Source organism: Mycobacterium sp. 360MFTsu5.1, assembly GCF_000383495.1.
GTDB lineage: Bacteria > Actinomycetota > Actinomycetes > Mycobacteriales > Mycobacteriaceae > Mycobacterium > Mycobacterium mucogenicum_B.
Window position 1 is genome coordinate 353678 of the sequence record NZ_KB911468.1, and the last position, 19540, is coordinate 373217.

General features: G+C 65.3%; 23 protein-coding genes and 1 tRNA gene. 8 read left to right on the top strand and 16 right to left on the bottom strand.

From position 1 onward, the window contains the following. Window positions 1–4: 4 nt before the first annotated feature. From H289_RS0118820 to H289_RS0118845, 6 genes are all read right to left on the bottom strand, one after another. A complete protein-coding gene (locus H289_RS0118820) occupies window positions 5–205 on the bottom strand; it encodes a hypothetical protein (RefSeq protein WP_020102368.1) in 201 nt (66 codons plus the stop codon). Window positions 206–486: 281 nt separating this feature from the next. After that, window positions 487–1149, bottom strand: coding sequence for a DsbA family protein (locus H289_RS0118825; RefSeq protein WP_020102369.1), 663 nt, complete (start codon window positions 1147–1149; stop codon window positions 487–489). A 343-nt stretch (window positions 1150–1492) separates the two neighbouring features. Further along, window positions 1493–2299, bottom strand: coding sequence for a transglutaminase-like domain-containing protein (locus H289_RS0118830; RefSeq protein ID WP_029105432.1), 807 nt, complete (start codon window positions 2297–2299; stop codon window positions 1493–1495). A gap of 31 nt (window positions 2300–2330) precedes the next feature. Next, a complete protein-coding gene (locus H289_RS0118835) occupies window positions 2331–3050 on the bottom strand; it encodes an N-formylglutamate amidohydrolase (protein ID WP_020102371.1) in 720 nt (239 codons plus the stop codon). A 7-nt stretch (window positions 3051–3057) separates the two neighbouring features. Further along, window positions 3058–3786, bottom strand: a complete 729-nt coding sequence (locus H289_RS33725) for a proteasome-type protease (RefSeq protein ID WP_029105433.1) — start codon at window positions 3784–3786, stop codon at window positions 3058–3060. A gap of 330 nt (window positions 3787–4116) precedes the next feature. Next, the gene (locus tag H289_RS0118845) at window positions 4117–4992 is read right to left on the bottom strand and encodes a formylglycine-generating enzyme family protein (RefSeq protein WP_020102373.1); all 876 of its coding nucleotides are present in this window, start codon (window positions 4990–4992) and stop codon (window positions 4117–4119) included. 82 nt (window positions 4993–5074) lie between these two features. On the opposite strand from H289_RS0118845, the gene H289_RS0118850 reads away from it, so the two are divergent. After that, the gene (locus tag H289_RS0118850; RefSeq protein WP_020102374.1) at window positions 5075–5938 is read left to right on the top strand and encodes an NYN domain-containing protein; all 864 of its coding nucleotides are present in this window, start codon (window positions 5075–5077) and stop codon (window positions 5936–5938) included. Between the two features lie 16 nt (window positions 5939–5954). Here H289_RS0118850 and H289_RS0118855 read toward each other — a convergent pair whose 3' ends face one another. Genes H289_RS0118855 through H289_RS30830 form a run of 3 tightly spaced genes read right to left on the bottom strand, consistent with a single transcriptional unit; the run spans window position 5955 to window position 9588 of the window. After that, window positions 5955–7433, bottom strand: a complete 1479-nt coding sequence (locus tag H289_RS0118855; RefSeq protein ID WP_029105434.1) for a glycoside hydrolase family 130 protein — start codon at window positions 7431–7433, stop codon at window positions 5955–5957. Beyond that, window positions 7430–8452 (bottom strand): hypothetical protein, encoded by a 1023-nt coding sequence (locus tag H289_RS0118860; protein WP_029105435.1) that lies wholly within the window; start codon window positions 8450–8452, stop codon window positions 7430–7432. The genes H289_RS0118855 and H289_RS0118860 overlap by 4 nt, the downstream gene beginning before the upstream one ends. Then, window positions 8440–9588: a glycosyltransferase gene (locus H289_RS30830; RefSeq protein ID WP_231388059.1), complete on the bottom strand. Its 1149-nt coding sequence runs from the start codon at window positions 9586–9588 to the stop codon at window positions 8440–8442. The genes H289_RS0118860 and H289_RS30830 overlap by 13 nt, the downstream gene beginning before the upstream one ends. Window positions 9589–10096: 508 nt before the next feature. Between H289_RS30830 and H289_RS33095 the strand changes: the two genes are divergently transcribed. Beyond that, complete coding sequence (locus H289_RS33095; protein ID WP_155944176.1) at window positions 10097–10261, top strand: hypothetical protein; 165 nt, start codon at window positions 10097–10099, stop codon at window positions 10259–10261. A 3-nt stretch (window positions 10262–10264) separates the two neighbouring features. Here the strand turns inward: H289_RS33095 and H289_RS0118880 are convergent, their stop codons facing one another. After that, window positions 10265–11353 (bottom strand): fatty acid desaturase family protein, encoded by a 1089-nt coding sequence (locus tag H289_RS0118880; RefSeq protein WP_020102380.1) that lies wholly within the window; start codon window positions 11351–11353, stop codon window positions 10265–10267. Between the two features lie 230 nt (window positions 11354–11583). Between H289_RS0118880 and H289_RS33900 the strand changes: the two genes are divergently transcribed. Next, a complete protein-coding gene (locus H289_RS33900; protein WP_110772214.1) occupies window positions 11584–11715 on the top strand; it encodes a hypothetical protein in 132 nt (43 codons plus the stop codon). 507 nt (window positions 11716–12222) lie between these two features. Here H289_RS33900 and H289_RS0118895 read toward each other — a convergent pair. Next, window positions 12223–12305, bottom strand: a tRNA-Leu gene (locus tag H289_RS0118895). 87 nt (window positions 12306–12392) lie between these two features. Here H289_RS0118895 and H289_RS0118900 point away from each other — a divergent pair. From H289_RS0118900 to H289_RS0118910, 3 genes are read left to right on the top strand one after another with little or no spacing between them, the layout of a single operon-like run. Beyond that, complete coding sequence (locus tag H289_RS0118900; RefSeq protein ID WP_029105436.1) at window positions 12393–13172, top strand: helix-turn-helix domain-containing protein; 780 nt, start codon at window positions 12393–12395, stop codon at window positions 13170–13172. Window positions 13173–13218: 46 nt separating this feature from the next. Next, window positions 13219–13599, top strand: a complete 381-nt coding sequence (locus H289_RS0118905) for a hypothetical protein (protein ID WP_029105437.1) — start codon at window positions 13219–13221, stop codon at window positions 13597–13599. Continuing rightward, entirely contained in the window at window positions 13596–13934 is a 339-nt protein-coding gene (locus tag H289_RS0118910) for a DUF3817 domain-containing protein (protein ID WP_020102385.1), read from the top strand. The genes H289_RS0118905 and H289_RS0118910 overlap by 4 nt, the downstream gene beginning before the upstream one ends. Window positions 13935–14017: 83 nt before the next feature. Here the strand turns inward: H289_RS0118910 and H289_RS0118915 are convergent, their stop codons facing one another. Next, on the bottom strand, window positions 14018–14905 hold the full coding sequence (locus H289_RS0118915; RefSeq protein ID WP_020102386.1) for a haloalkane dehalogenase: 888 nt from the start codon (window positions 14903–14905) through the stop codon (window positions 14018–14020). 55 nt (window positions 14906–14960) lie between these two features. On the opposite strand from H289_RS0118915, the gene H289_RS0118920 reads away from it, so the two are divergent. Next, complete coding sequence (locus H289_RS0118920; RefSeq protein ID WP_020102387.1) at window positions 14961–15557, top strand: TetR/AcrR family transcriptional regulator; 597 nt, start codon at window positions 14961–14963, stop codon at window positions 15555–15557. 98 nt (window positions 15558–15655) lie between these two features. Next, window positions 15656–16546, top strand: a complete 891-nt coding sequence (locus tag H289_RS0118925; protein ID WP_020102388.1) for a sulfite exporter TauE/SafE family protein — start codon at window positions 15656–15658, stop codon at window positions 16544–16546. Window positions 16547–16554: 8 nt separating this feature from the next. Here the strand turns inward: H289_RS0118925 and rdgB are convergent, their stop codons facing one another. The 4 genes from rdgB to H289_RS0118945 form a co-directional block, all read right to left on the bottom strand. Then, window positions 16555–17160, bottom strand: coding sequence for an RdgB/HAM1 family non-canonical purine NTP pyrophosphatase (rdgB, locus tag H289_RS0118930; RefSeq protein WP_020102389.1), 606 nt, complete (start codon window positions 17158–17160; stop codon window positions 16555–16557). After that, complete coding sequence (gene rph / locus H289_RS0118935) at window positions 17153–17935, bottom strand: ribonuclease PH (RefSeq protein ID WP_029105438.1); 783 nt, start codon at window positions 17933–17935, stop codon at window positions 17153–17155. The genes rdgB and rph overlap by 8 nt, the downstream gene beginning before the upstream one ends. Before the next feature lie 39 nt (window positions 17936–17974). Beyond that, window positions 17975–18742 carry a cyclic nucleotide-degrading phosphodiesterase gene (locus tag H289_RS0118940; protein WP_020102391.1) on the bottom strand — a complete coding sequence of 256 codons (768 nt, stop codon included), beginning with the start codon at window positions 18740–18742 and terminating at the stop codon, window positions 17975–17977. A gap of 138 nt (window positions 18743–18880) precedes the next feature. After that, complete coding sequence (locus H289_RS0118945) at window positions 18881–19540, bottom strand: rhomboid family intramembrane serine protease (RefSeq protein ID WP_020102392.1); 660 nt, start codon at window positions 19538–19540, stop codon at window positions 18881–18883.

Below are 19540 nucleotides of genomic sequence, written 5' to 3' on the forward strand. Positions count from 1 at the left end.
AGTCTCAGCGGCGGTTGTGCTGGTGGTGGTGATGGATCGGGCTGCCCGGCTGCGGGTTGTTCTGCTGGTGCGGGAACGCGTGGTGCGTGCCGACGGGGCTGTTGGCAGTCGTGACGTCGGCGTGCGCGGTGGCGGCGCCCAGGAAGATGATGGCGGGCGCAGCGACGAGGGCGAATCCGGCAGCGATACGGCGGGTGATGGTCATGTCGACTCCTTTGTGCGGGAAGGCTTTTCAAGTTCTTTTCCGGTGTGTTCCGGTGTTGAACTAAGAATGCCGCGCACAGCTGTCGACCTGTATCCGCCGACCGGCCCTTCCGCCGGGTGAATCCCGTGTCCGCCGATCGGGGGAACCTCGCCCAGGCCAGCCCCTTGGGCGCGCAGGATCGTCGGTTCACCCGACCTGCGGAGAAACGCGTACGTTACGCACGAGGCCGGCGAAGAACGGAGCGGCCTACCGACGTGGGATCGTCGCTACTTAGCGAACCCTCAGGCCGGAATCCGACTCAGCCAGTCGTCGTCGTCGACGATCTGCCCATTGATCACGACCTGCGGCACCCCGGGATTCGGAAACTCGTGCAGGAGCGTGAGGTTGTTGGCCGCAATCGCCCGGGAGTCGTAGCCGACCGGCAAGCCGACCCGAATCAGGTCCTGAGCCGGCGGCGGCGCACCGACATCCCCCGCCAAGACAGCCAGCTGATCGTTGCTCAGGTCTGTCGGCCCGCCCTCTTTCGGCTGGTGTTCTTTCGAGAAAATCTGCTGCACGAAGCGCCACGCGACGTCACTCGATTTCGACTCGCCGGCCACGACGAACGCCGCGTAGATCGCCCGGCGATCGTATGTGCCACTCGCCGAATACTTTTCGAGGAAGTTCACCAGCCGTAGATTCACCCGAATTGCGCCGCTCTCGATACGACGGCCCAGCTCGTCGCCCTCTTTCCGGATCAGCTTGCCGCTGTACGGGCACAGCGGATCCAGGTACAGATCGACCTGCACCAGGGCGTTGGGGTCACCGATGGAGATGACGTCCCCCGCCGGTGCCGCGACCTCCGCACCCGCCGACCCGGCGATCGGGCCGCACAGCAGCGACACGACCACCGCTGCGACGGCGCCGAGCGCGCGGACAAACCGGGCCAGTCGTGTCCAATCCATACATCCATCATGCCGCGCCATCTAACGCGTTCCGTCCGTTTCCCGCAGGTCTGTCAGTTCGCTCGATGTCGGAGCCGACGTATGCATCCGGGTGTAATTGTGTCGTTGCGGCTCGCCGACATGGTCGGCGCAAATTGAAGCCGATGCGACCGGTGTCGACGGCACTCATCAAGATGTCGTCCTGCTCCAGCATCTCCCCCCGCACTGGTGCGGGTCAGCATGTTCAGCGCGGCCTTGGCAGCGAACTCACCTCGGACAGCACCCGCCGGCATGTGCTGAGCTGGTCGGGATCGATCGCGGCCACCGTGCAACGGCCCGGGGGCGTTAGCGCGTCGCGCGTCGTCTATGCCACTTGGTCTGTCCAGACCCGGAAGCTCGTCAACGTGTTGGCGCCGAACGCGTTGCTCAGCGCTACGTCGGCGGCGTCACGGCCACGCGCGATCAACACCCGGCCGATACGCGGCACGTTGTTACGCGCGTCGAACGTGTACCAGTGCCCGTCGAGAAACACCTCGAACCAGGCGGCGAAATCCATTGGCCCATAAGGCGGTGCCATGCCGATGTCGCCGAGATACCCGGTGCAGTAACGCGTCGGGATATTCATGCAGCGGCAGAAGGCGACGGCAAGGTGGGTGAAATCGCGGCAGACACCGACACGTCCGGTGAAGGCCTCCAACGCCGTGCGGGTGCTGTCCGCCTGCATGTAGTCGAAGGTGATGTGGCGGTGCACGTAGTCGCAGATGGCCTGAACGCGATCCCAGCCTGGTGGTGTCTGCCCGAACAGATCCCACGCCGTCTGTGACAGCCGATCGGTATCGCAGTACCGGCTGCCGAGCAGGAAGATGAGCGTCTCATCGGGCAGGTCCGGGACCGGCGTCTGGCGCGCCCCTGGGACCAGGACATCAGGGAGCCCACTGTCCCTGATGATCGCGTCGCCCCGGACACGGGTGGATCCCTTCGGCGCGACGATGCGGGTGCACCAGTTGCCGAAATCGTCACGATAGATCTTCATCGGCACCGGCGGGTCGACCAGCAACGCGTCGCGACCGATGAGATCGGAGACGCGGGTGAAGTGGACGTTGAGATTGAAGATGATCGGGGTTGGGTTCGGGCACTCGAAGACCATCTCGAAGCCGACATTGATTTTCACGCTGTCTCCGTTCTCGCTGTTGGTGTGTGGTTCACGCGGGCGGGTCCGGCAGGGCTGCTCGAGCCGTGTCCAGGGCATCGATCAGCACGGCACGCAGCGCTGCCCAGGGCCGCCGGCCGGCGACCACGATGCGCTGGTTGATCTCCAGTTCGACGCCGACGTACTCGCTTGGCCCAAAGCGCTTGCGCAGGTGCGACGTCAGGCCGTCCCCCTTACCCGCGTAGGGATAATTCCGGCGCACACGGAGTTCCGGGCGAAGAGCAGCGAGCGACGCCTGCCAACGCATGCTCACCTGGACCTCTCCGCGCCGACGAGGGTCGTAGAGCAACCCGACATCGGCTCGGCGCACCACCCCGTCCAGTTCTGGGGTGAAGCTGTGGCAGGAGAGATGAATCACCCGCTGACTGCGCGAAATAGATTGTTTGACAACGTTTTCCACCGTGTCGCGGTACGGGCGGTAATACTGCTCGATGATCTGCGATCTGGCCTCCTTCGATGCGGCCCGCGTCAACGGCGAAAAGAGCTGCGGGTGCCCGATCGACCGGTTCAGATCGACCAGGAGGCGGCTGGTGGTCGATGCGACCAGCGGTGCCCGGCTAGCGGCTGCGAGCGCTTCCGCCATGACCAGCGCACCAGGGTCCCAACCCCGATGGGAGTCCAGCAGCGCCCGATGTTCTGCAAAGAGCGGTCCGAACGGCGCGGGTATGTCATTACCCCCGTGTTCGCAGGTGATGAGCAGGAAATCCGCCACGACGCAGTCACCAACGGAGATCGGGTAGCCTGCTGAACACGGTCCGGGTGCCCTCACTCCACGCCTCCCTGACAGCTGTGAAATAGGGGTCGCCTTCGTCGAATCGGCGCCGCCACGGCACGCGCAGGCTGTCCCGTTCATAGCTGATCAAATCGATCGGCATACCCACCGACAGGTTGCTCCGCATCGTCGAATCAAAGGAAACCAGAACGCATTTCGTGGCGTCAGCCAACGATGTCTGGGGCACGAGCACGCGGTCGAGGATCGGCTTGCCGTACTTCGTCTCACCGGTCTGCAGGAACATCGTGTCGGTGCCGGCTTCGATGAAGTTGCCCTCGGCGTAGATGCGGAAGAGTCGCATCGGCTCACCGGCGAGCTGACCGCCGACGATGAACGAGGCGTTGAAGCCGGCCGGGTTGCTGTCCAGGTAGCCCGCGTCACGCTCGTCGACCTCGCGCATGGCGTCCGATACCAACCGGGCGACGTCGAACATCGTCGTCGCACCAAGCAGGTTGGTCGTCGCGGGGCCGTCGGCACAACGCTGCCGCAACACGCTGATGATGGCCTGGGTGCCGGCCAGGTTTCCCGAACTCAGCAGCGCGATCACCCGATCGCCTGGCGTCTCGAACACCGTCACCTTGCAGAACTTGGCGAAGTTGTCGACGCCCGCGTTGGTGCGGGAATCAGCCGCGAAGATGATCCCGTCGTCGAGCAGCACGCCGATGCAATACGTCACGGTAAGTGCCTGCTGCACATCTGAATTCCCCGATGTTAGGACGGGTGAATCTGACTCGTGGCAGACGCAGGCGCAGTTCGAGTCAAGTTGTGATCCGGCTCGACGCCGTCGATTCTTCCACTCTACGCTGCGTGGAACATATCCGCGCGTCGCAGCCGAGCAGGTGCAGTGACGTCGGTCGCTTCACACCACGCGGGACCTACACTCCCAGCCGCCCGACAACCGGTCCAGCAGGTTCTGACTGACCCGTCGAGCCCGGCGAACCGCACGGTCTTGCCCCGTGTCTAGACCGGGGCTATACAGCGGCGTTTGAGCGCCGCTTTCGCCACCTCAGTCGGCGATGCAGCGGAAGCCGATGTGCGACGTCGCGCTGTCCTGCGACTGCGACGACCGCGCCGCGGGCCGGTAGCGATGGCAGTACTCCGGCGCGCACAGGTGTGAGCCGCCCTTGAGGGTCTGCATCACCGACGGGTCACCACCAGGCGGCGGACAGCAGCCGGACACTTCCGGAGTGCCGCTGTGCCGCGGCGTGTACCGGGTGGTGGTCCACTCCCACACATTGCCGATCATGTCGAGCAGGCCAAAACCGTTGGGAGGGAATGTGCCTACCGGTGACGTCCCGATCCAGCCTCGTGCGCCGGTGTTGTGATACGGGAACCGGCCCTGCCACGTGTTGGCCATCAGCTGCCCATCCGGGCGTACCTCGTCGCCCCAGGCGTAGGCCGTGGTCGCGCCCGCCCGCGCGGCGTACTCCCACTGCTCTTCGGTGGGCAGCCGCCGGCCCGCCCACGCCGCGTACGCCGCGGCGTCCGGGTAGGCGACCTGCACCACCGGATGGTCGAGGCGGTCAGCGATCGACGACTCGGGCCCGAACGGATGTTGCCAACTCGCCCCGGGCACCCACGCCCACCACTGCCGCCAATTGCGCAGATCGACCGGGCCGGCAGTGGGGTGGAACACCAACGCCCCGGGAACGAGCTCGTCAGCGGGGACGCCGGGGAATGCGGCCGGGTCCAGCTGTTGCTCGGCGACGGTGACATATCCGGTCTCCGCGACGAATTCGGCGAACTGACCGATGGTGACCGGGTGCCGTTCGATCGAGAACGGTGCGACGGTCACCTCATGCACCGGTGCTTCCTCGGGGTAGAAGTCCTGTGAACCCATGCGGTACGACCCGCCGGGGAGGGCAGCGAGTTCCGTGAGCATTCCGACAGGTTAACCAGCCGACGAACGGTGCGCCTGCAAGGTTTCGCGTCACAAGGCTGCGCCGATAGACCAGACTGGGACCATGACGGATACCACCGCCACCCGAGTCGCGGTGTACCTCGACTTCGACAACATAGTCATTTCCCGCTACGACCAGGTCCACGGCCGCAATTCGTTTCAGAAGGACAAGGCCAAGGGACTCGAACCCGACAAGCTGACCCAGGCCACCGTCGACGTCGGCGCGGTGCTCGACTTCGCGTCGTCGTTCGGGACCCTGGTGCTCACCCGGGCGTACGCGGACTGGTCGGCCGTCGTCAACGCGGGCTACCGCCAGCAGCTGGTGGGCCGCGCCGTCGACCTCGTGCAGCTCTTCCCCGCCGCGGCGTACGGCAAGAACGGCGCCGACATCCGTCTGGCGGTGGACGCCGTCGAGGACATGTTCCGGCTGCCCGACCTCACCCACGTCGTCATCGCCGCGGGCGACTCCGACTACATTCCGCTGGCTCAGCGCTGCAAGCGCCTCGGCCGGTATGTGGTCGGCATCGGAGTGGCGGGCTCCTCCAGCCGCGCGCTCGCCGCCGCCTGCGACGAATTCGTCACCTACGACTCGCTGCCCGGCGTCCCCGCGCTCGAACCGTCCACAGATCCGGCGCCGCCACGACGCTCCCGCCGCAAGACCGAGCCAGACGAACCCGAACTGCCCGACCCCCAGACTTCCGCCACCGCCCTCCTGACGCGTGCGCTGCAGATCGGGCTGGAGAAGGACGACGTCGAGTGGCTGCACAACTCCGCGGTCAAGGCGCAGATGAAGCGCATGGACCCGTCGTTCAGCGAAAAGTCCTTGGGGTTCAAGTCTTTCAGTGATTTCCTGCGCTCGCGCACTGATGTCGTCGAGTTGGACGAGAGCTCGACGACCCGCATGGTGCGGTTGCGCAGCGCGCAATGATGCCGCCGTGAGCGTCCTACAGCCGCAGGACCGCCAGCAGCTCTGACAGTGTCACCGTGGCGAAACCGATCGCGGCATCGCCGATCCCGTACGGCAGCACCAGGGTGTCGGCGTGCACCAACCCGCCGCACGAATACACCACGTTCGGCACATAGCCGTCCTGCTCATCAGCTTCCGGGCTCAACAGCGGCTCGGGCAGCCGGCCGATGATCCGGGTGGGGTCATCCAGGTCGAGGAGTATCGCGCCGATCGAGTACGTGCGCATCGGGCCGACACCGTGGGTGAGTACGAGCCACCCCGCATCGGTCTCGATGGGCGCGCCACAATTGCCCAATTGCAGTGTCTCCCAGGACTCTGTCGGGCGCTGGCAGGGCACGGCATCAGACCACACCGACAGCCGGTCGGAATACGCCACCGTGTTCGATTCCCGATCCGACCGCGACATCGCCGCGAACCTGCCGGAAATCCGGCGAGGAAACAATGCCAAACCCTTGTTGGCGGCCGCCGCACCGACCATGGGTGCCGAGGTGAACGATCGGAAATCGTTGGTAGTCAACAGCTGCTGGCGGATTTGCGATCCGCTGTACGCCGTGTAGGTGGCGTAGTAGGTGACGGCGCCGTCGTCATCCGTGAAGCGGACGAAACGTGCGTCCTCCATACCGGCCGCCTCGGCGTTGGTGGCCGGCCACAGCACATGCTCGGAAATACCTGTGTCTGAACCGAATTCGACGGCATACGACCGATCGGCGATCGACCGGATCAACGCGATGGTCTCCGCCGCGTGCTTGCGGGTGCTGCGGTGCAGATACAGCCTGTCGAACTGCTCGTCGAGGTCGGTGCGCGTGAACTGGTCGCCGAGCGCGTCGAGTACGTAGTCGGCGACCTCGCCGGCATCGTCCAGGCGCTCCAGTTCGCTGCGGAAGACGGCGGCGTCGAGCAATGTCGGCACCACCGTCCCGACGGTGGCGAACGGCCCCACGTCGTCGATCGTCACGCAGCCCGCATGGTCGACGGTGCCGGTGCGAAAGCCGATCGAGGAGCGATGCCCCTCGCCGATCCCCCGCACACTCATCACAAATCGCAGGCTGCCCGCCGCCACGCCCGTTTGATCCGGATGTGCGACGATGCTCGGATTGCACAGTGCCGCACCCTCGATGGCAAACTCGCTCGTAAATGTGGCTCCCAACAGCAACATTCGGGCCTCAGAGATCGCAAACCCGGGCTTCAGCCGGTCAGCGAGCTCACGTGCGTTGCGCCGGAACGTTCCCGCCAGATCACGATGCCGCCGCTCGAATCGAAAGGCGACGCTGTCGAGCGCCGCCCGCACGTCGGCCTCGCGCAAGGCCAGTACTCGCGCCAGCACCGCACCGGCCCGGGACTCCTGGAGCTCGAATCCTTCCTGCCCCGGGACGAACAGCCGGGCGATGACGCGTGCACGATCTGCTGTCAACCGCTGCGGGCGCCGGGTGGCCAATCTTCGACGCACCGAAGTCATTGCGTCACAGCGACCAGGCGTCGCGCCTGCTGAAAAGTGGACAGCACCGCGAGCGTCGACTCAGCGCCCTGATTGAGGTTGATCCCGTCGGCATGCAGCCCGTCGAACCCGCCGCCGGTTGCCGAATCCCACATCACCGCGCCGACGTCGTTGGCGCCCTGGAACCAGGCCGCAGCCACCCGCACGGTGCTCGTCCAGATGGCACTGGCATCAACGCTTGCCGCGCGGGCACATGCATCGGCCAAGGCGGCAACCTCGACGGGTTGCTGATCGAAGGCCGGGCGCGGTTCCCCCGCAGCCCAACCGCCGGCCGGGCACACCGACAGATGCCCGTCGACGGTCTCGCAATCGATCAACCATTCCAGAAGATCAAGACCGCGCTGGCACAGCGCCGAGTCGCCGCGTGCATCCCCCGCGGCGATCATCGCCTCGGGCAACAACGCGTTCACGTACGTCAGTCGTTCCTCGGGCCACTGCCAATCGACTTTACCGCTCTGCGCCGCAACACCTTCCGCGTAGTCATCGATGAGCCGGCGTGCCCCGACATGATCGGGGTCGACGCTGAGCAGCTCCGCGGCGCCCAGTGCCGCGAACGCCATCGCGCGAGGCCAGACGGACCGGCCACGGGCAGCCCGTTCGAACTGCACCACCGACAAACTGCGGACCAAGCCGAGGTCGCTGTGCGCGGCGGCCGTGCCCAGTGCCCATAGGCATCGGCCCCAGCAGTCCTCGAAGGTGAAGTCGTCGGTCCAACGACCGTTGCGGTCCAACCGATTACGGCAACCGCCCGAGAACGCCTGTGCGCCATCGAGGAACTTCACGGCCAGTCGGGCCAGCACATGCACATCATCGTCGGCATTCGGCTCGCGGCTGGCGACCACCAGGACTCGCGCCATGTCGTCGGTGCAGTAGCCGTGCTCGGGCCGCGGCTGGGTGCCGCAGGCGTGCTCGAAGGTGCCGTGCCGATCTGTCATGGCCAGCAGGTGGTCGAACTTCGGTTCCGGCACTACCCCAGCCACGTGGGCTCCGGACGTCTTCTCAGAATTCGTTGTGCCACAGATTGATACGATTTCGCCACGACCGGCCACGACATCGACGGCGCGAGCCGCCGGGCCTCGGCCGCCATGGAACCGGCCAACCGGGGCTGGGTCAGCACAGAATGCAGAGCCGACCGCATCGCGTCGGGGTCGTCATGGCCGACGACGATCCCCGCTCCTGTGGACAGCAACTCGATGGCGTGCGGGAACGCCGTCGCGACGACCGGCCGACCGCAGGCGATGGCGTCAACCAAGACGCCGGAGGTGGCTTGGTCGGTGGAGTCGTAAGGCAGCACCACGACCGCCGCGGACATCATCAGAGCGATCAGGGACGCCACATCGCGGTAACCAGCGTCGAACTGGACCGCGCGGCCCACCCCGGCACGCTGTGCTCGCGCGGCGCAGGCCTCACGGTAGGCCTCGCCGTCGGCGGCAAGCACCCGAGGATGGGTCTGGCCGGCGATCAGATAGCGGGGCTGGCCGTTGAGGCCGTGCAGTGCGCTCATCGCATCGATGACGCGCTCGATCCCCTTTCCCGGCCCCAGCAGGCCCCAGGTCAGCAGCGTCGGGCGCCCGGTACGGCCCGTGTGGAGACCGCTGGGCATGGTCGCCCCGTGCGGGATCGTGGCGATCTTCCGCAGATCGACATCGAAACCGTGACGCAGTTGCCCCCTGGCCGAGTCGGACATCACGACCACCTGATCGGCGAGCGCCACCACCTCCTCCAGCACAGCACGCTGGTGCCGGGTGGGATTCTTGGGAATCGTGTGGGCAACCACGATCGACGGGATTCGCAGACCGCCGATGATGTCCAGGACTTCGTCGCCGTCAGCGCCGCCGTAGATTCCGTACTCGTGCTGGATCACCGCGACGTCGCTCTGGTTGAGCAGATCCACTGCTGCTGCGACTGACGCCGGTGATCCGTTGGTCAGTTCACCGATCACTCGGCTATCGCTGGCGCAGGCCCCATCCGCAACACGCACCACACTGACGTCGGCGCCGTTGACGGCCAGGCCGTGGCTCAGCGCGGCGCTGAATGTCGCAAGTCCGCATCGTGTCGGTGGAAATGTGCTGAGAATCCCGAAACTTGGCGAGCCGGCACGCGTGTACTTCCGCACCGCCTCATCTGAATACTGAAGACTGAGTTGCGATTTCACGGCAGTCCCGTCGCGTAATGGTCACCGATGGGTCCGGCGCGAGCTGCTGCTCGGGGAATGCAACGGCAAGAAGCTGACTTGACTACGCCAGGGGCTGGCTGGTTCCCAACCTTTCCCACGCTACACCCCGGACCTATGCGACGCGCGACGAACAACGCGCCGCCGCGTCGGTTGATGCACGCCAACGGGTGTAGAGTGAACGTTACAGAACGTCAGTTGTTGCACGCCTACGTATCGGTGGTCCTCGGCGCCTTCGGATCATCACGGCCAACAACTCGCCGACATGCCCTTCTGGGCGGCCGAATGCCAAAACCGAAGGCACATCACGTTTTTCATCGAGACGTTTGTTGCCGCCACCACTCAACGGGGCCAACGAAATTCGACGGTGTCGATGGAACCGAACCTGAACTTCAGCGCGCGCTCGCGCGCTGTGCTCATGCTGACGATAGAGAGATAGACCATGAATGTTGTGAAAACAATTGCGCGGAAAGCCGATAGCGCCTGGGAGGGCACCAAGAGCTACTTCGGCTTCGGCATCGACAGCAGTGGCACCTTGAACGATGACCACGCACACCAAGCCGCCTCCGATGCCGGACAGGCGCGGACCAAGATCAAAGCCGTGTTCGACCGCTGACCGCTATCCACGGATGGCGGCCCAGCCCTTGTCGGGCAGCGCCAGCCGGAAGTTGGTCCGCAGGGTCTGCAGGTACTGCGTAATGAGCGAGCCCGTGGTGTAGGGCAGGTCGTACTTGTCACACAAGTGACGAACTCGGACGCTGATCTGCGCGTACCGATTGCTCGGCAGGTCGGGGAACAGGTGGTGCTCGATCTGGTAACACAGGTTTCCGCTCGAAAATGCCAGTATCCGACCGGCTTTGAAGTTCGCGGCACCCAGCATCTGACGCAGATACCACTCCGCCCTGGTCTCGGACTGCAGGACCTCCGGGGCAAACGTCTGCACACCGTCGGGAAAGTGCCCGCAGAAGATCACCACGTACGACCAGAGGTTGCGCAACAGGTTGGCCGCGGCATTGGCGGTCAGCGTTCGCCGCCAGCGGCGCAGGCTGAGCGCAGGCACGGCAACGTAGTCCTTCGTGATCTGCCGGGCGATCTTGATCAGCATCGACTTCTTCGCAGCCCGCTTACCGTCCTGGCTGCCGGCCCGCTCCGTTTCGGTGTGATAGCCGTGACGGGCGATTCCCCATTCGAAGGTCAGGGCCAACAATAGATTTTGCAGCGGTTGCCATAGATATGCGGGCTTCCACGGTTGGTCACGGGTCACCCTCAACACCCCGAACCCGAGGTCGTCATCCACGCCGACCACATTGGTGAACACATGATGGCGATAGTTGTGCGAGTACCGCCACTGCGCGGACACACCCACCATGTCCCACTCCCAGGCGCTGGAATGGATCTCCGGATCGTTCATCCAGTCCCATTGGCCGTGGCTGACGTTGTGCCCAATCTCCATATTCTCAACGGCTTTCGCGTACGCCAACGCCACGACCCCCACCGCCCAACCGGCCCTGGATCGACTCCCGGCAATCTGCAGCCGAGCGCCGACGTCCAGAATCCGCTGAAACGCGATGGCGCGCCGGATGTAGGCGGCGTCCTTGGCGCCGAGGGACTCCTCGACGTCGGCGCGGATGGTGTCCAGTTCAAGACCGAACGACTCGACGTCTGCTGGAGACAGACTTGCATACGCGGCAATATCATTGATTGACAAAAGAATTCCGGTCCGTTTACGCGCGTGGCAACGAGGCTCGGCCACATAGGGTGCGTGTCACCTCCAGCCTAGGCCCCCTTTCGAAACGGCGCCACGTCGCAGTGTTGCCGCGCAACGCTCGGATACGCCGATGGCGCCGCGACTCGACTGCGCGCATTGCGTGGCCGTCCGCGGTACGCGTAGGGTCTGGTAATTGGGACCACCCAGGCCCCCGAACAAAGGGGCGTGTCATGTCTGACAAATCTCCGCGACAGAGCATGACCAAGAAGACCGGCAAGTCGCTCAAAGAGAAACGTGCAGAGAAGCGCGCCAAGACCGACCAGGCGCCGACCGACGGCGTACTGCATTCCAAGAAGCACTGAAGTACGTATCAGCTAAGCGGCACAACGCTTTCCGTAGGGCACACTGAGGTCTGCGATCCCGGTCGTGGTTCGCTGCCGTCTGCCATTCTGGACGAAAGTGGTTGTTTTCCAGCTAGTTTCGGCTGCCGACGGTGCGCATTGACTAATTCGGTTGGCATGTCGCCGGCGCGCCTCGGCCGGGACTTTGTCAGCATCGGCGTGGCGGGGATCGTCCAACCTGCCGCGTACGAACTGCCCACCGTGGGGTTCGGCGAGTGCCGCCACCGGCGGATAGGCCGAGAGCTCGCGGCGGCTTCCTGTGCGCAACACGCGTACAGGAAGCCGGCATCGTGAGCGCCTTGCTCTCAAGACAGCGCTCGGGCGCTGGACTCACGGCGAGAAGTCCGCTTTCGACGGCTCGGCGCATGTCGATGAAAAGCGTTATTGGTGAATCAGCCAGATAAGAGGCATAACCCCGGCGCAAACGCCGGGGTGCTGCCCAAGTCGAATACTCGACTCACACAAGAGTGCGGGCGGTGGGACTCGAACCCACACGTTCTTTCGAACACGGGCACCTAAAACCCGGGCGTCTGCCATTCCGCCACGCCCGCAACACCAAAGAGAATAGCGCCCCAGCACAGCCCAGAACTTGTCGGACCGTCGTCATAAGTTGAATGCAACGTACGACCGGGGGTCCCATGCGCAACTTCGACGAGTTCGACCAGGTTCAAACGCTCCTTGCGACCGGTATGAATGACTGCGCCATCGCAAGAGCGACGGGAATACCACGAACCACGGTGCGCGACTGGAGGCGCAGACCCGGCGTCTGGCGCCGACAAGCGGCCTGCGACTCGACCTGCGGCGTCGACCACGACTTCGCAGCTCTACCGCCAGCTGAGTACAGCTACCTGCTCGGGTTGTACCTAGGAGATGGCTGCATCTCCGACGCGCTCCGCGGCGTGTGGCGACTCCGAATCACGCTCGACAAGAAGTACCCGGCCATCATCGATCGCTGCCGGGAGGCGATCGGCGCCGTCATCCCAGGCAAGCAAGCCGGGGTGATACAGCGGAAAGGTTGTGTCGAGGTGTACGTCTGCTCCAAGCACTGGCCGTGCTTGTTTCCTCAGCACGGCCCCGGCAAAAAGCACACCCGGACGATCGCGCTGCAACCATGGCAGCAGGCCGTCGTCAACCAAGCCACCGAAGAATTCGTCCTAGGCCTGATCCACAGCGACGGCTGCCGCGTCGTCGCCAACGATCGCGGCGTCATGAGCGTCCGCTATCACTTCACAAACCTGTCCGAAGACATCGTCAATCTGTTCACCGGCGCGCTGGACCAACTCGGCATTCACTGGCGGCGGTCGTCGAAAAAGCAGCTTTCGATCTACCGCAAGGCAGACACCGCTCGCCTGGACGAATTCATCGGCCCCAAGTCGCGACCCGTGCCGTGGCCATGCATCGAACCTCGGGCGTCCTAGCAGGCACGAATCGCAAACCCAAACCCCCGCGCGGTACCGTTGCCATATGTCCACTACACGGCGTAGGAGGCCGGCGCTCATCGTGCTGGTGACCGTCGCTGCCCTGGGCTGCATGGCCCTGGCCTGGTGGCAATGGTCGCGGTTCCAGTCGAGCGCCGGCACCTTCCAGAACCTGGGCTACGCCCTGCAGTGGCCGATGTTCGGCGCCTTCTGCTTCTACGGCTACTACAAGTTCGTGCGCTACGAAGAAGCTCCACCCGAGCAGCAGCCCAAGAACGAGCCCACCGAAATCCCAGAGGGCCTGCTCCCCGAGCGCCCAAAGGCCGCCAAAGGCGCCATCGACGACACCGACCCCGACACCGCGAGATACAACGCCTACCTGGCCGAACTGGCCGAGAACGACAAACAGGACAGGACCACCACATGACCGAGTCGCAGCCGACCACCCTGTCGAAAGACACCATCCGCAAGGCACTGACGGCCTACCGCGTGATGGCCTGGGCGACCGGTATCTGGCTCATCGCTCTCTGCTACGAGCTGGTCGCGCACTACATCTTCAACGACGCCAGCCTGAACTGGATCGGCATCGTCCACGGCTGGGTCTACTTCGCCTACCTGCTCTGCACGTTCAACCTGGCGGTCAAGGTCCGCTGGCCGCTCGGCCAGACCATCGGCGTCCTGTTCGCCGGCACCGTCCCGCTCGTCGGCATCATCGTCGAGCACTTCCGCACCGAAGACGTGAAGAAGCGCTTCGACCTCTGACGTTATGCGCCGAGAGTGGGCGAAGTGTCCGCGAATCACGCGCGACAGTGGTCATTTCCCCACGCTCGGCGGCCAGACTGCCGTCAACCCAGTCGCTTGAGCACCTCGACTGCCAACTGCTCGCCGCGGTCCTCCTGGAGGAAGTGCGACGCCCCTTCGATCCGCACCTGCTCGTCGACCGTCGGGATCAGGTCGACGAACGCCTCGCCCGCGCGCGGATACGGGAACACCGGGTCCTGGTCGGAGAACGCGACCAATGCCGGCTTCTCCCACCGCGACAGCGCGTCGGTGACGGCCTTCATTTCCGTCGCGCCCGCGGCGTCCTCCGTGATCGGCACCAACAGCGGGAACTGCGCGGCGCCAGCCTTCGACTCCACGGTCGGGAACGGCGCGTCGTACGCCGCGACGATGTCGTTCGGGAGTTCGGTCGTCGTCGCCCCCTGAATCACGAAGCCGACAGGCAGGTCTGGGTTGGCCTCCGCGAACGCGCGCCACGCCATGAAACCCTTGGACACCCGGCCGGTGAACAGCCCGGTATTGAAAATCGCCAGTGCGCCAACCTGATCCGCGTTCTCGGTGGCCCAGCGCAAGCCGATCGGCCCGCCCCAGTCCTGCACCACCGCCGTGGCGTCCGTCAAACCCAGGCCGCCCAGCACCCGGGTGACCAACTCGACGTGCCGGTCGTAGCTGTACCACTGGCGATCGGTGGGCTTGTCCGAGCGGCCGAAGCCCGCGTAGTCGGGCACGATCACCCGGTGCCCCGCCTCGACGAACGGGCCAATCATCTTGCGGTACAGGTACGCCCACGTCGGCTCGCCGTGGAAACAGACGATGGGCTTGCCGTCCCGCGGCCCCTCGTCGAGATAGTGCAGACGCAACCCGTCGACGTCGACGTAGTTGGGGGCGAAGTCGTAGCCCGGCAGATTCGCAAAGCGGTCGTCGGGCGTACGGAAGACCTCAGCGGTAGTCATGTCGTCAACTTGCCACTTGTTGACCGACCGGTCAACTACTAATTACGATTCTCAGGTGCCCCGAAGTTCTGACGCCCGCGACCGCCTGGTCGCAACTGCCGCACGCCTGTTCCTCGAACGCAGCTACCAAGCCGTCGGCGTCGACGAACTCTGCCGCGCGACCGACATCAAGAAGGGCAGCTTCTACCACTACTTCTCGTCGAAATCGGAACTCGCGAAAGCCGTTGTCGACTTACACGCCAACGCATTTCAGCGCCAGCTGACCGGCTCCCCCACCGCGTCGCCGGCCGACAAGCTGCATGCCATCCCCGACGCGATCGGCGCCATTCAGTCGGCGCTGGAAGCCCAATTCGGCCGCGCGGTGGGCTGCCCGTTCGGCAACTTCGCCGCCGAACTGTCCACCACCGACGACGATCTGCGCGAGCATCTGGCGCACACCCTCAAGGCGATGGAACACCACATGGCGGTCATCGCCACCGAGGCCGCAGCGGCCGGAGCACTGCGCCCGGGCACCGATCCGCAGCAGCTCGCGCACGCCCTGCTCGCCCAGTATCAGGGCATCATCCTGCTGGCGAAGCTCAACGATTCCGGCGTCGCACACCTGGCCCCCGCGCTACACGACTTCATCGACGGGTACCTGGTCACTCCATAGCCCCAGCCGACACCTTCGTCCCCGCTCACCGAAAACTCATTTGTCTACTCCTCAGACAAGTGCGATAGTTCGTCGAGCCAATCCGAAGGAGAATCCGCATGCCCGCCGACCACGCCGACCGCCCTGCCCCGCCGAACACTGCCGTCACACGAGGCGGACTACCCGCCGAACTCGGCGTCGGAACCATCGGTGGAGTGATCGGCGGCCTGTTCGGTGGCGGCAGCGGCGTCTTCTACGTCCCGGCCCTGGAGCATCTGACCGCTCTGCCCCGCACAACCCTGCACGGGACGGCTGCCGCGGCCAACACCGCCGTCGTCGCGGTCGGCGCACTGACGTTCGCCCTGGTCGGCGGCCACATCGACTGGCACGCCGGCACCGGCATGCTGGTCGGCGGGACGATCGGCGGCCTGTTCGGCGCCAAGCTGCTCATGAAGGTTTCCCACGCCACCCTGCGCTGGCTGTTCGTCGCGGTGCTCTTGTTGTCGGCACTCAAGCTCGCCCTGAACATCGCCGGCGTCCACATGGTGCAGGGCGGCGCGGTGTTTTCCACCGCCGTGATCCAGAGCTGGTTCTACATCGCACCCGTCTCGCTGGCCTGCGGACTGCTGATCGGCGCTTGGGCCGCAGCAGTCGGCCTGGGCGGCGGGCTACTGGCCGTGCCCACCCTGATGTTGTTGTTCGGCTGCGACCTGCACACGGCAATCGGCACGTCGCTGCTGATGTTCGTCCCGAACTCGATCGTCGGATGGATCATGCACGCCCGCCAGGGCACCGCGTCACCCCGGCTGAGCCTGACCCTCAACCTCGGCGCGCTTCCGGGTGCGATCGCGGGCGCAGTGCTGGCCATGGTCCTGAACGCCACAGCGCTGTCGGCGACGTACGCCGCCTTCTGCCTTTTCGTCGCGGTCCGTGAACTGGTCCGGATGTATCGCGCACGATCAGCACAGGTTGAGGCCGCACCTCAGGACAGCTTCGCCGAGGTGCCGTGAGACGGGAACTAACCCGCAGCCAGCTCCCGCAGCGCCGGCACCAACTGCGCAAGCGCCCGCCCGCGGTGCGACGCCGCATCCTTCTGCTGCGGCGTCAGCTCCGCCGCCGACACCGAACCACCGGCGGGCACGAAGATCGGGTCGTAACCGAAACCGCCCGAACCCCGCGGCTCCCGCGCGATGACGCCCGGCCATTCACCCCGCACCACCACAGAACCCGACGACGAAACCAGCGCGCAGCACGACACGAACGCCGCACCACGACGCTCGTCCGGCACGTCCTGAATCTGGCCCAACAACAGCGAAAGGTTCGCCGCGTCATCCCCGTGCCGGCCGGCCCACCGGGCCGACAGCACCCCGGGCATGCCGTTCAGCGCATCGACCGAAACGCCGGAATCGTCTGCAACACAAGGGATTCCGGTCGCATTGAATCCGTCAACAGCCTTTGCCAACGCGTTCTCTTCAAACGTAGCGCCGGTTTCAGGCGCCTCTGGATACTCGGGCACATCGGCCAGCGACAACAACGTCAGGCCCGTAATACCGGCGGCGTCCAACACCCGCTGCAACTCCACAAGCTTCTTGGCATTGCGCGAAGCGACGAGAAGCTCAGGCACCAAACGCCTTCTTGGCCGGCGCGGTCGACTCGGGCAGCACACCCGGGTACGGCAGCTCCAGCGCCTCACGCTGCAGCGCGAACAACTGGTCGCAGGCAGCCAGCGCGGCATCGAGCAGCTTGTCCAGCGTCGAGCGCGGGAACGTCGCGCCTTCGCCGGTGCCCTGCACCTCGACGAGGGTCCCGGTGTCGGTGGCGACGACGTTCATGTCGACCTCGGCGCGCGAGTCCTCGGTGTAGGGCAGGTCCGTGCGGACCCGGCCGTCGACCACACCGACCGACACGGCGGCGATGGCACACGACAGCGGACGCGGATCCTTGAGGCGTCCAGCAGCGGCCAGGTACGTGACGGCATCGGCCAGCGCCACATACGCACCGGTGATCGCCGCGGTACGGGTACCGCCGTCGGCCTGCAGCACGTCGCAGTCGATGGCGATGGTGTTCTCGCCCAGCGCGCTGAGGTCGATGCACGCGCGCAGCGAGCGGCCGATCAACCGGCTTATCTCCTGGGTCCGTCCACCGACACGGCCCTTCACCGACTCGCGGTCGGAGCGGTCATGCGTGGCGGCCGGCAGCATCGCGTATTCGGCGGTCAGCCAGCCCAGTCCGGAACCCTTGCGCCAGCGCGGCACACCTTCGGATACCGAAGCGGTGCACATGACCCGCGTCTCGCCGAACTCCACCAATACCGACCCTGCCGGGTGCTTTGTGAATCCTCGGGTGATCTTTACCGGGCGGAGTTCGTCGTCAAGGCGACCGTCTTCTCGTCTGGACACCCGACAACCCTAGCGGGCCGCCGTGAGCGCGGCGGCGAGTTACCGGCGGGTGATGTCGAACGACTCGTTGCAGACGACGCCGTGCACGGGTCCGTCGAACTCGGCTTTGGCCTCGCTGATGACGTCCTCGCGGGACGTCCACGGCGGGATGTGCGTCAGCAGCAGCTCTTTGACCCCGGCTTCGCGGGCGGCGCGTCCGGCCTCGGTGCCGGACAGATGCAGCTTCGGCGGACGGTCGGGCGAGTCGGTCCACGACGCCTCGCACAGGAACACATCGGCGCCACGGGCCAGGTCGATCAACGCGTCGCAGTAGCCCGTATCCGCGGAGTAGACGAGCGTCGCGCCGGACGGATCGGTGAAGCGCATGCCGTAGGACTCGGTCGGGTGGCACACCAGTCGCGGCGTCACGGTCAGCGAGCCGATCTCGACGTCCTGACCGTCAACCCAGACCTGGATATCGAAGATGTCGGTGATGTCGTCGATCTCGCCGCCCTCGGGCGACGACGCCGCTCCGAGCCGGTGCCAGGTGGCCGCCGGGCCGAACAACAGCGCGCGACCGACCGGAGGATTCGGGTGATACCGACGCCAGACGAACAGGCCCGGCAAGTCCAAACAATGGTCGGCATGCAGATGTGACAGCAATATATTTACGGCGCCCGGATCAGCATGACGCTGCAGTGCGCCGAGTACGCCTCCACCGAAGTCGATAACCATCGGTGTGGTGTCCGGAGCGGTCAGCAGATAGCCCGAGGCCGGAGAATCCGGCCCACCCACGCTGCCGGAGCAACCGAGAATGGTGAGGCGCACACCCCTAGCTTGCCACGTCAACACGTCCTGCGACGAAAAGACGGCACCTTTGGGCGTCCAGTTTCTCGATTGGTTCCGAAAGCGATACCGATCACGCTTCCGGCAACACCGCGTGCGGCGAATTCGAAATTCAGCAAATTACGTCGGAATCGACGGCAGGGCCGAACCCTTACGCCGTTCGCGCGCTTCCCTTTCCGGACTGCTCAGCAAATAAGCGGCGAGTACGCCCGCGATGCCGCCGCACAGATGGCCCTGCCACGACACCCCGAATGTCCCCGGCAACGCTCCCCACAGCACACCGCCGTAGACGAACAACACGATGATGCCGACCACGATCTGCCACGCGTGCCGAGTGAAAAACCCGAACACGATGAGGAACGTCAGCCAACCGAAGATCAGCCCGGACGCCCCGATGTGGACGGACTCCACACCGCGCGGCGCGCCGATGTTGCCGATCAGCCAGGTACCGAAGCCACCGAGAATCCAGATGATCAGCGTCGCTCCGAGGAAGCGGCCCATGCCCGCGAGCGTCACCAGGAACCCGAGCACGAGGGCCGGGCCGGTGTTCGCGATCAGGTGCGCCCAGTCGGCGTGCAACAGCGGCGCCCACAAGATGCCCCAGAGCCCGTCGGTCTCCAGTGGCCGGATGCCGTCCTGATTCAGCTCCTGGTTGTGTAGCGCGTCCCAGCCTTCGATGAGCCACAGCAACGCGACGAAGCTGACGATCGTGACGCCGCCGACCTTCCACGTCGCAGGCGGCTTCGGCTTCGACGGTGTGGGCGACAGGTCGTACGTCAT

Bases quoted from the DNA above. Each gene is read 5' to 3' on its own strand.
- H289_RS0118820 (WP_020102368.1), bottom strand. From the start codon at position 205: ATGACCATCACCCGCCGTATCGCTGCCGGATTCGCCCTCGTCGCTGCG.
- H289_RS0118825 (WP_020102369.1), bottom strand. From the start codon at position 1,149: ATGGATTGGACACGACTGGCCCGGTTTGTCCGCGCGCTCGGCGCCGTC.
- H289_RS0118845 (WP_020102373.1), bottom strand. From the start codon at position 4,992: ATGCTCACGGAACTCGCTGCCCTCCCCGGCGGGTCGTACCGCATGGGT.
- H289_RS0118850 (WP_020102374.1), top strand. From the start codon at position 5,075: ATGACGGATACCACCGCCACCCGAGTCGCGGTGTACCTCGACTTCGAC.
- H289_RS0118855 (WP_029105434.1), bottom strand. From the start codon at position 7,433: ATGACTTCGGTGCGTCGAAGATTGGCCACCCGGCGCCCGCAGCGGTTG.
- H289_RS33900 (WP_110772214.1), top strand. From the start codon at position 11,584: ATGTCTGACAAATCTCCGCGACAGAGCATGACCAAGAAGACCGGCAAG.
- H289_RS0118900 (WP_029105436.1), top strand. From the start codon at position 12,393: ATGCGCAACTTCGACGAGTTCGACCAGGTTCAAACGCTCCTTGCGACC.
- H289_RS0118905 (WP_029105437.1), top strand. From the start codon at position 13,219: ATGTCCACTACACGGCGTAGGAGGCCGGCGCTCATCGTGCTGGTGACC.
- H289_RS0118910 (WP_020102385.1), top strand. From the start codon at position 13,596: ATGACCGAGTCGCAGCCGACCACCCTGTCGAAAGACACCATCCGCAAG.
- H289_RS0118915 (WP_020102386.1), bottom strand. From the start codon at position 14,905: ATGACTACCGCTGAGGTCTTCCGTACGCCCGACGACCGCTTTGCGAAT.
- H289_RS0118925 (WP_020102388.1), top strand. From the start codon at position 15,656: ATGCCCGCCGACCACGCCGACCGCCCTGCCCCGCCGAACACTGCCGTC.
- H289_RS0118945 (WP_020102392.1), bottom strand. From the start codon at position 19,540: ATGACGTACGACCTGTCGCCCACACCGTCGAAGCCGAAGCCGCCTGCG.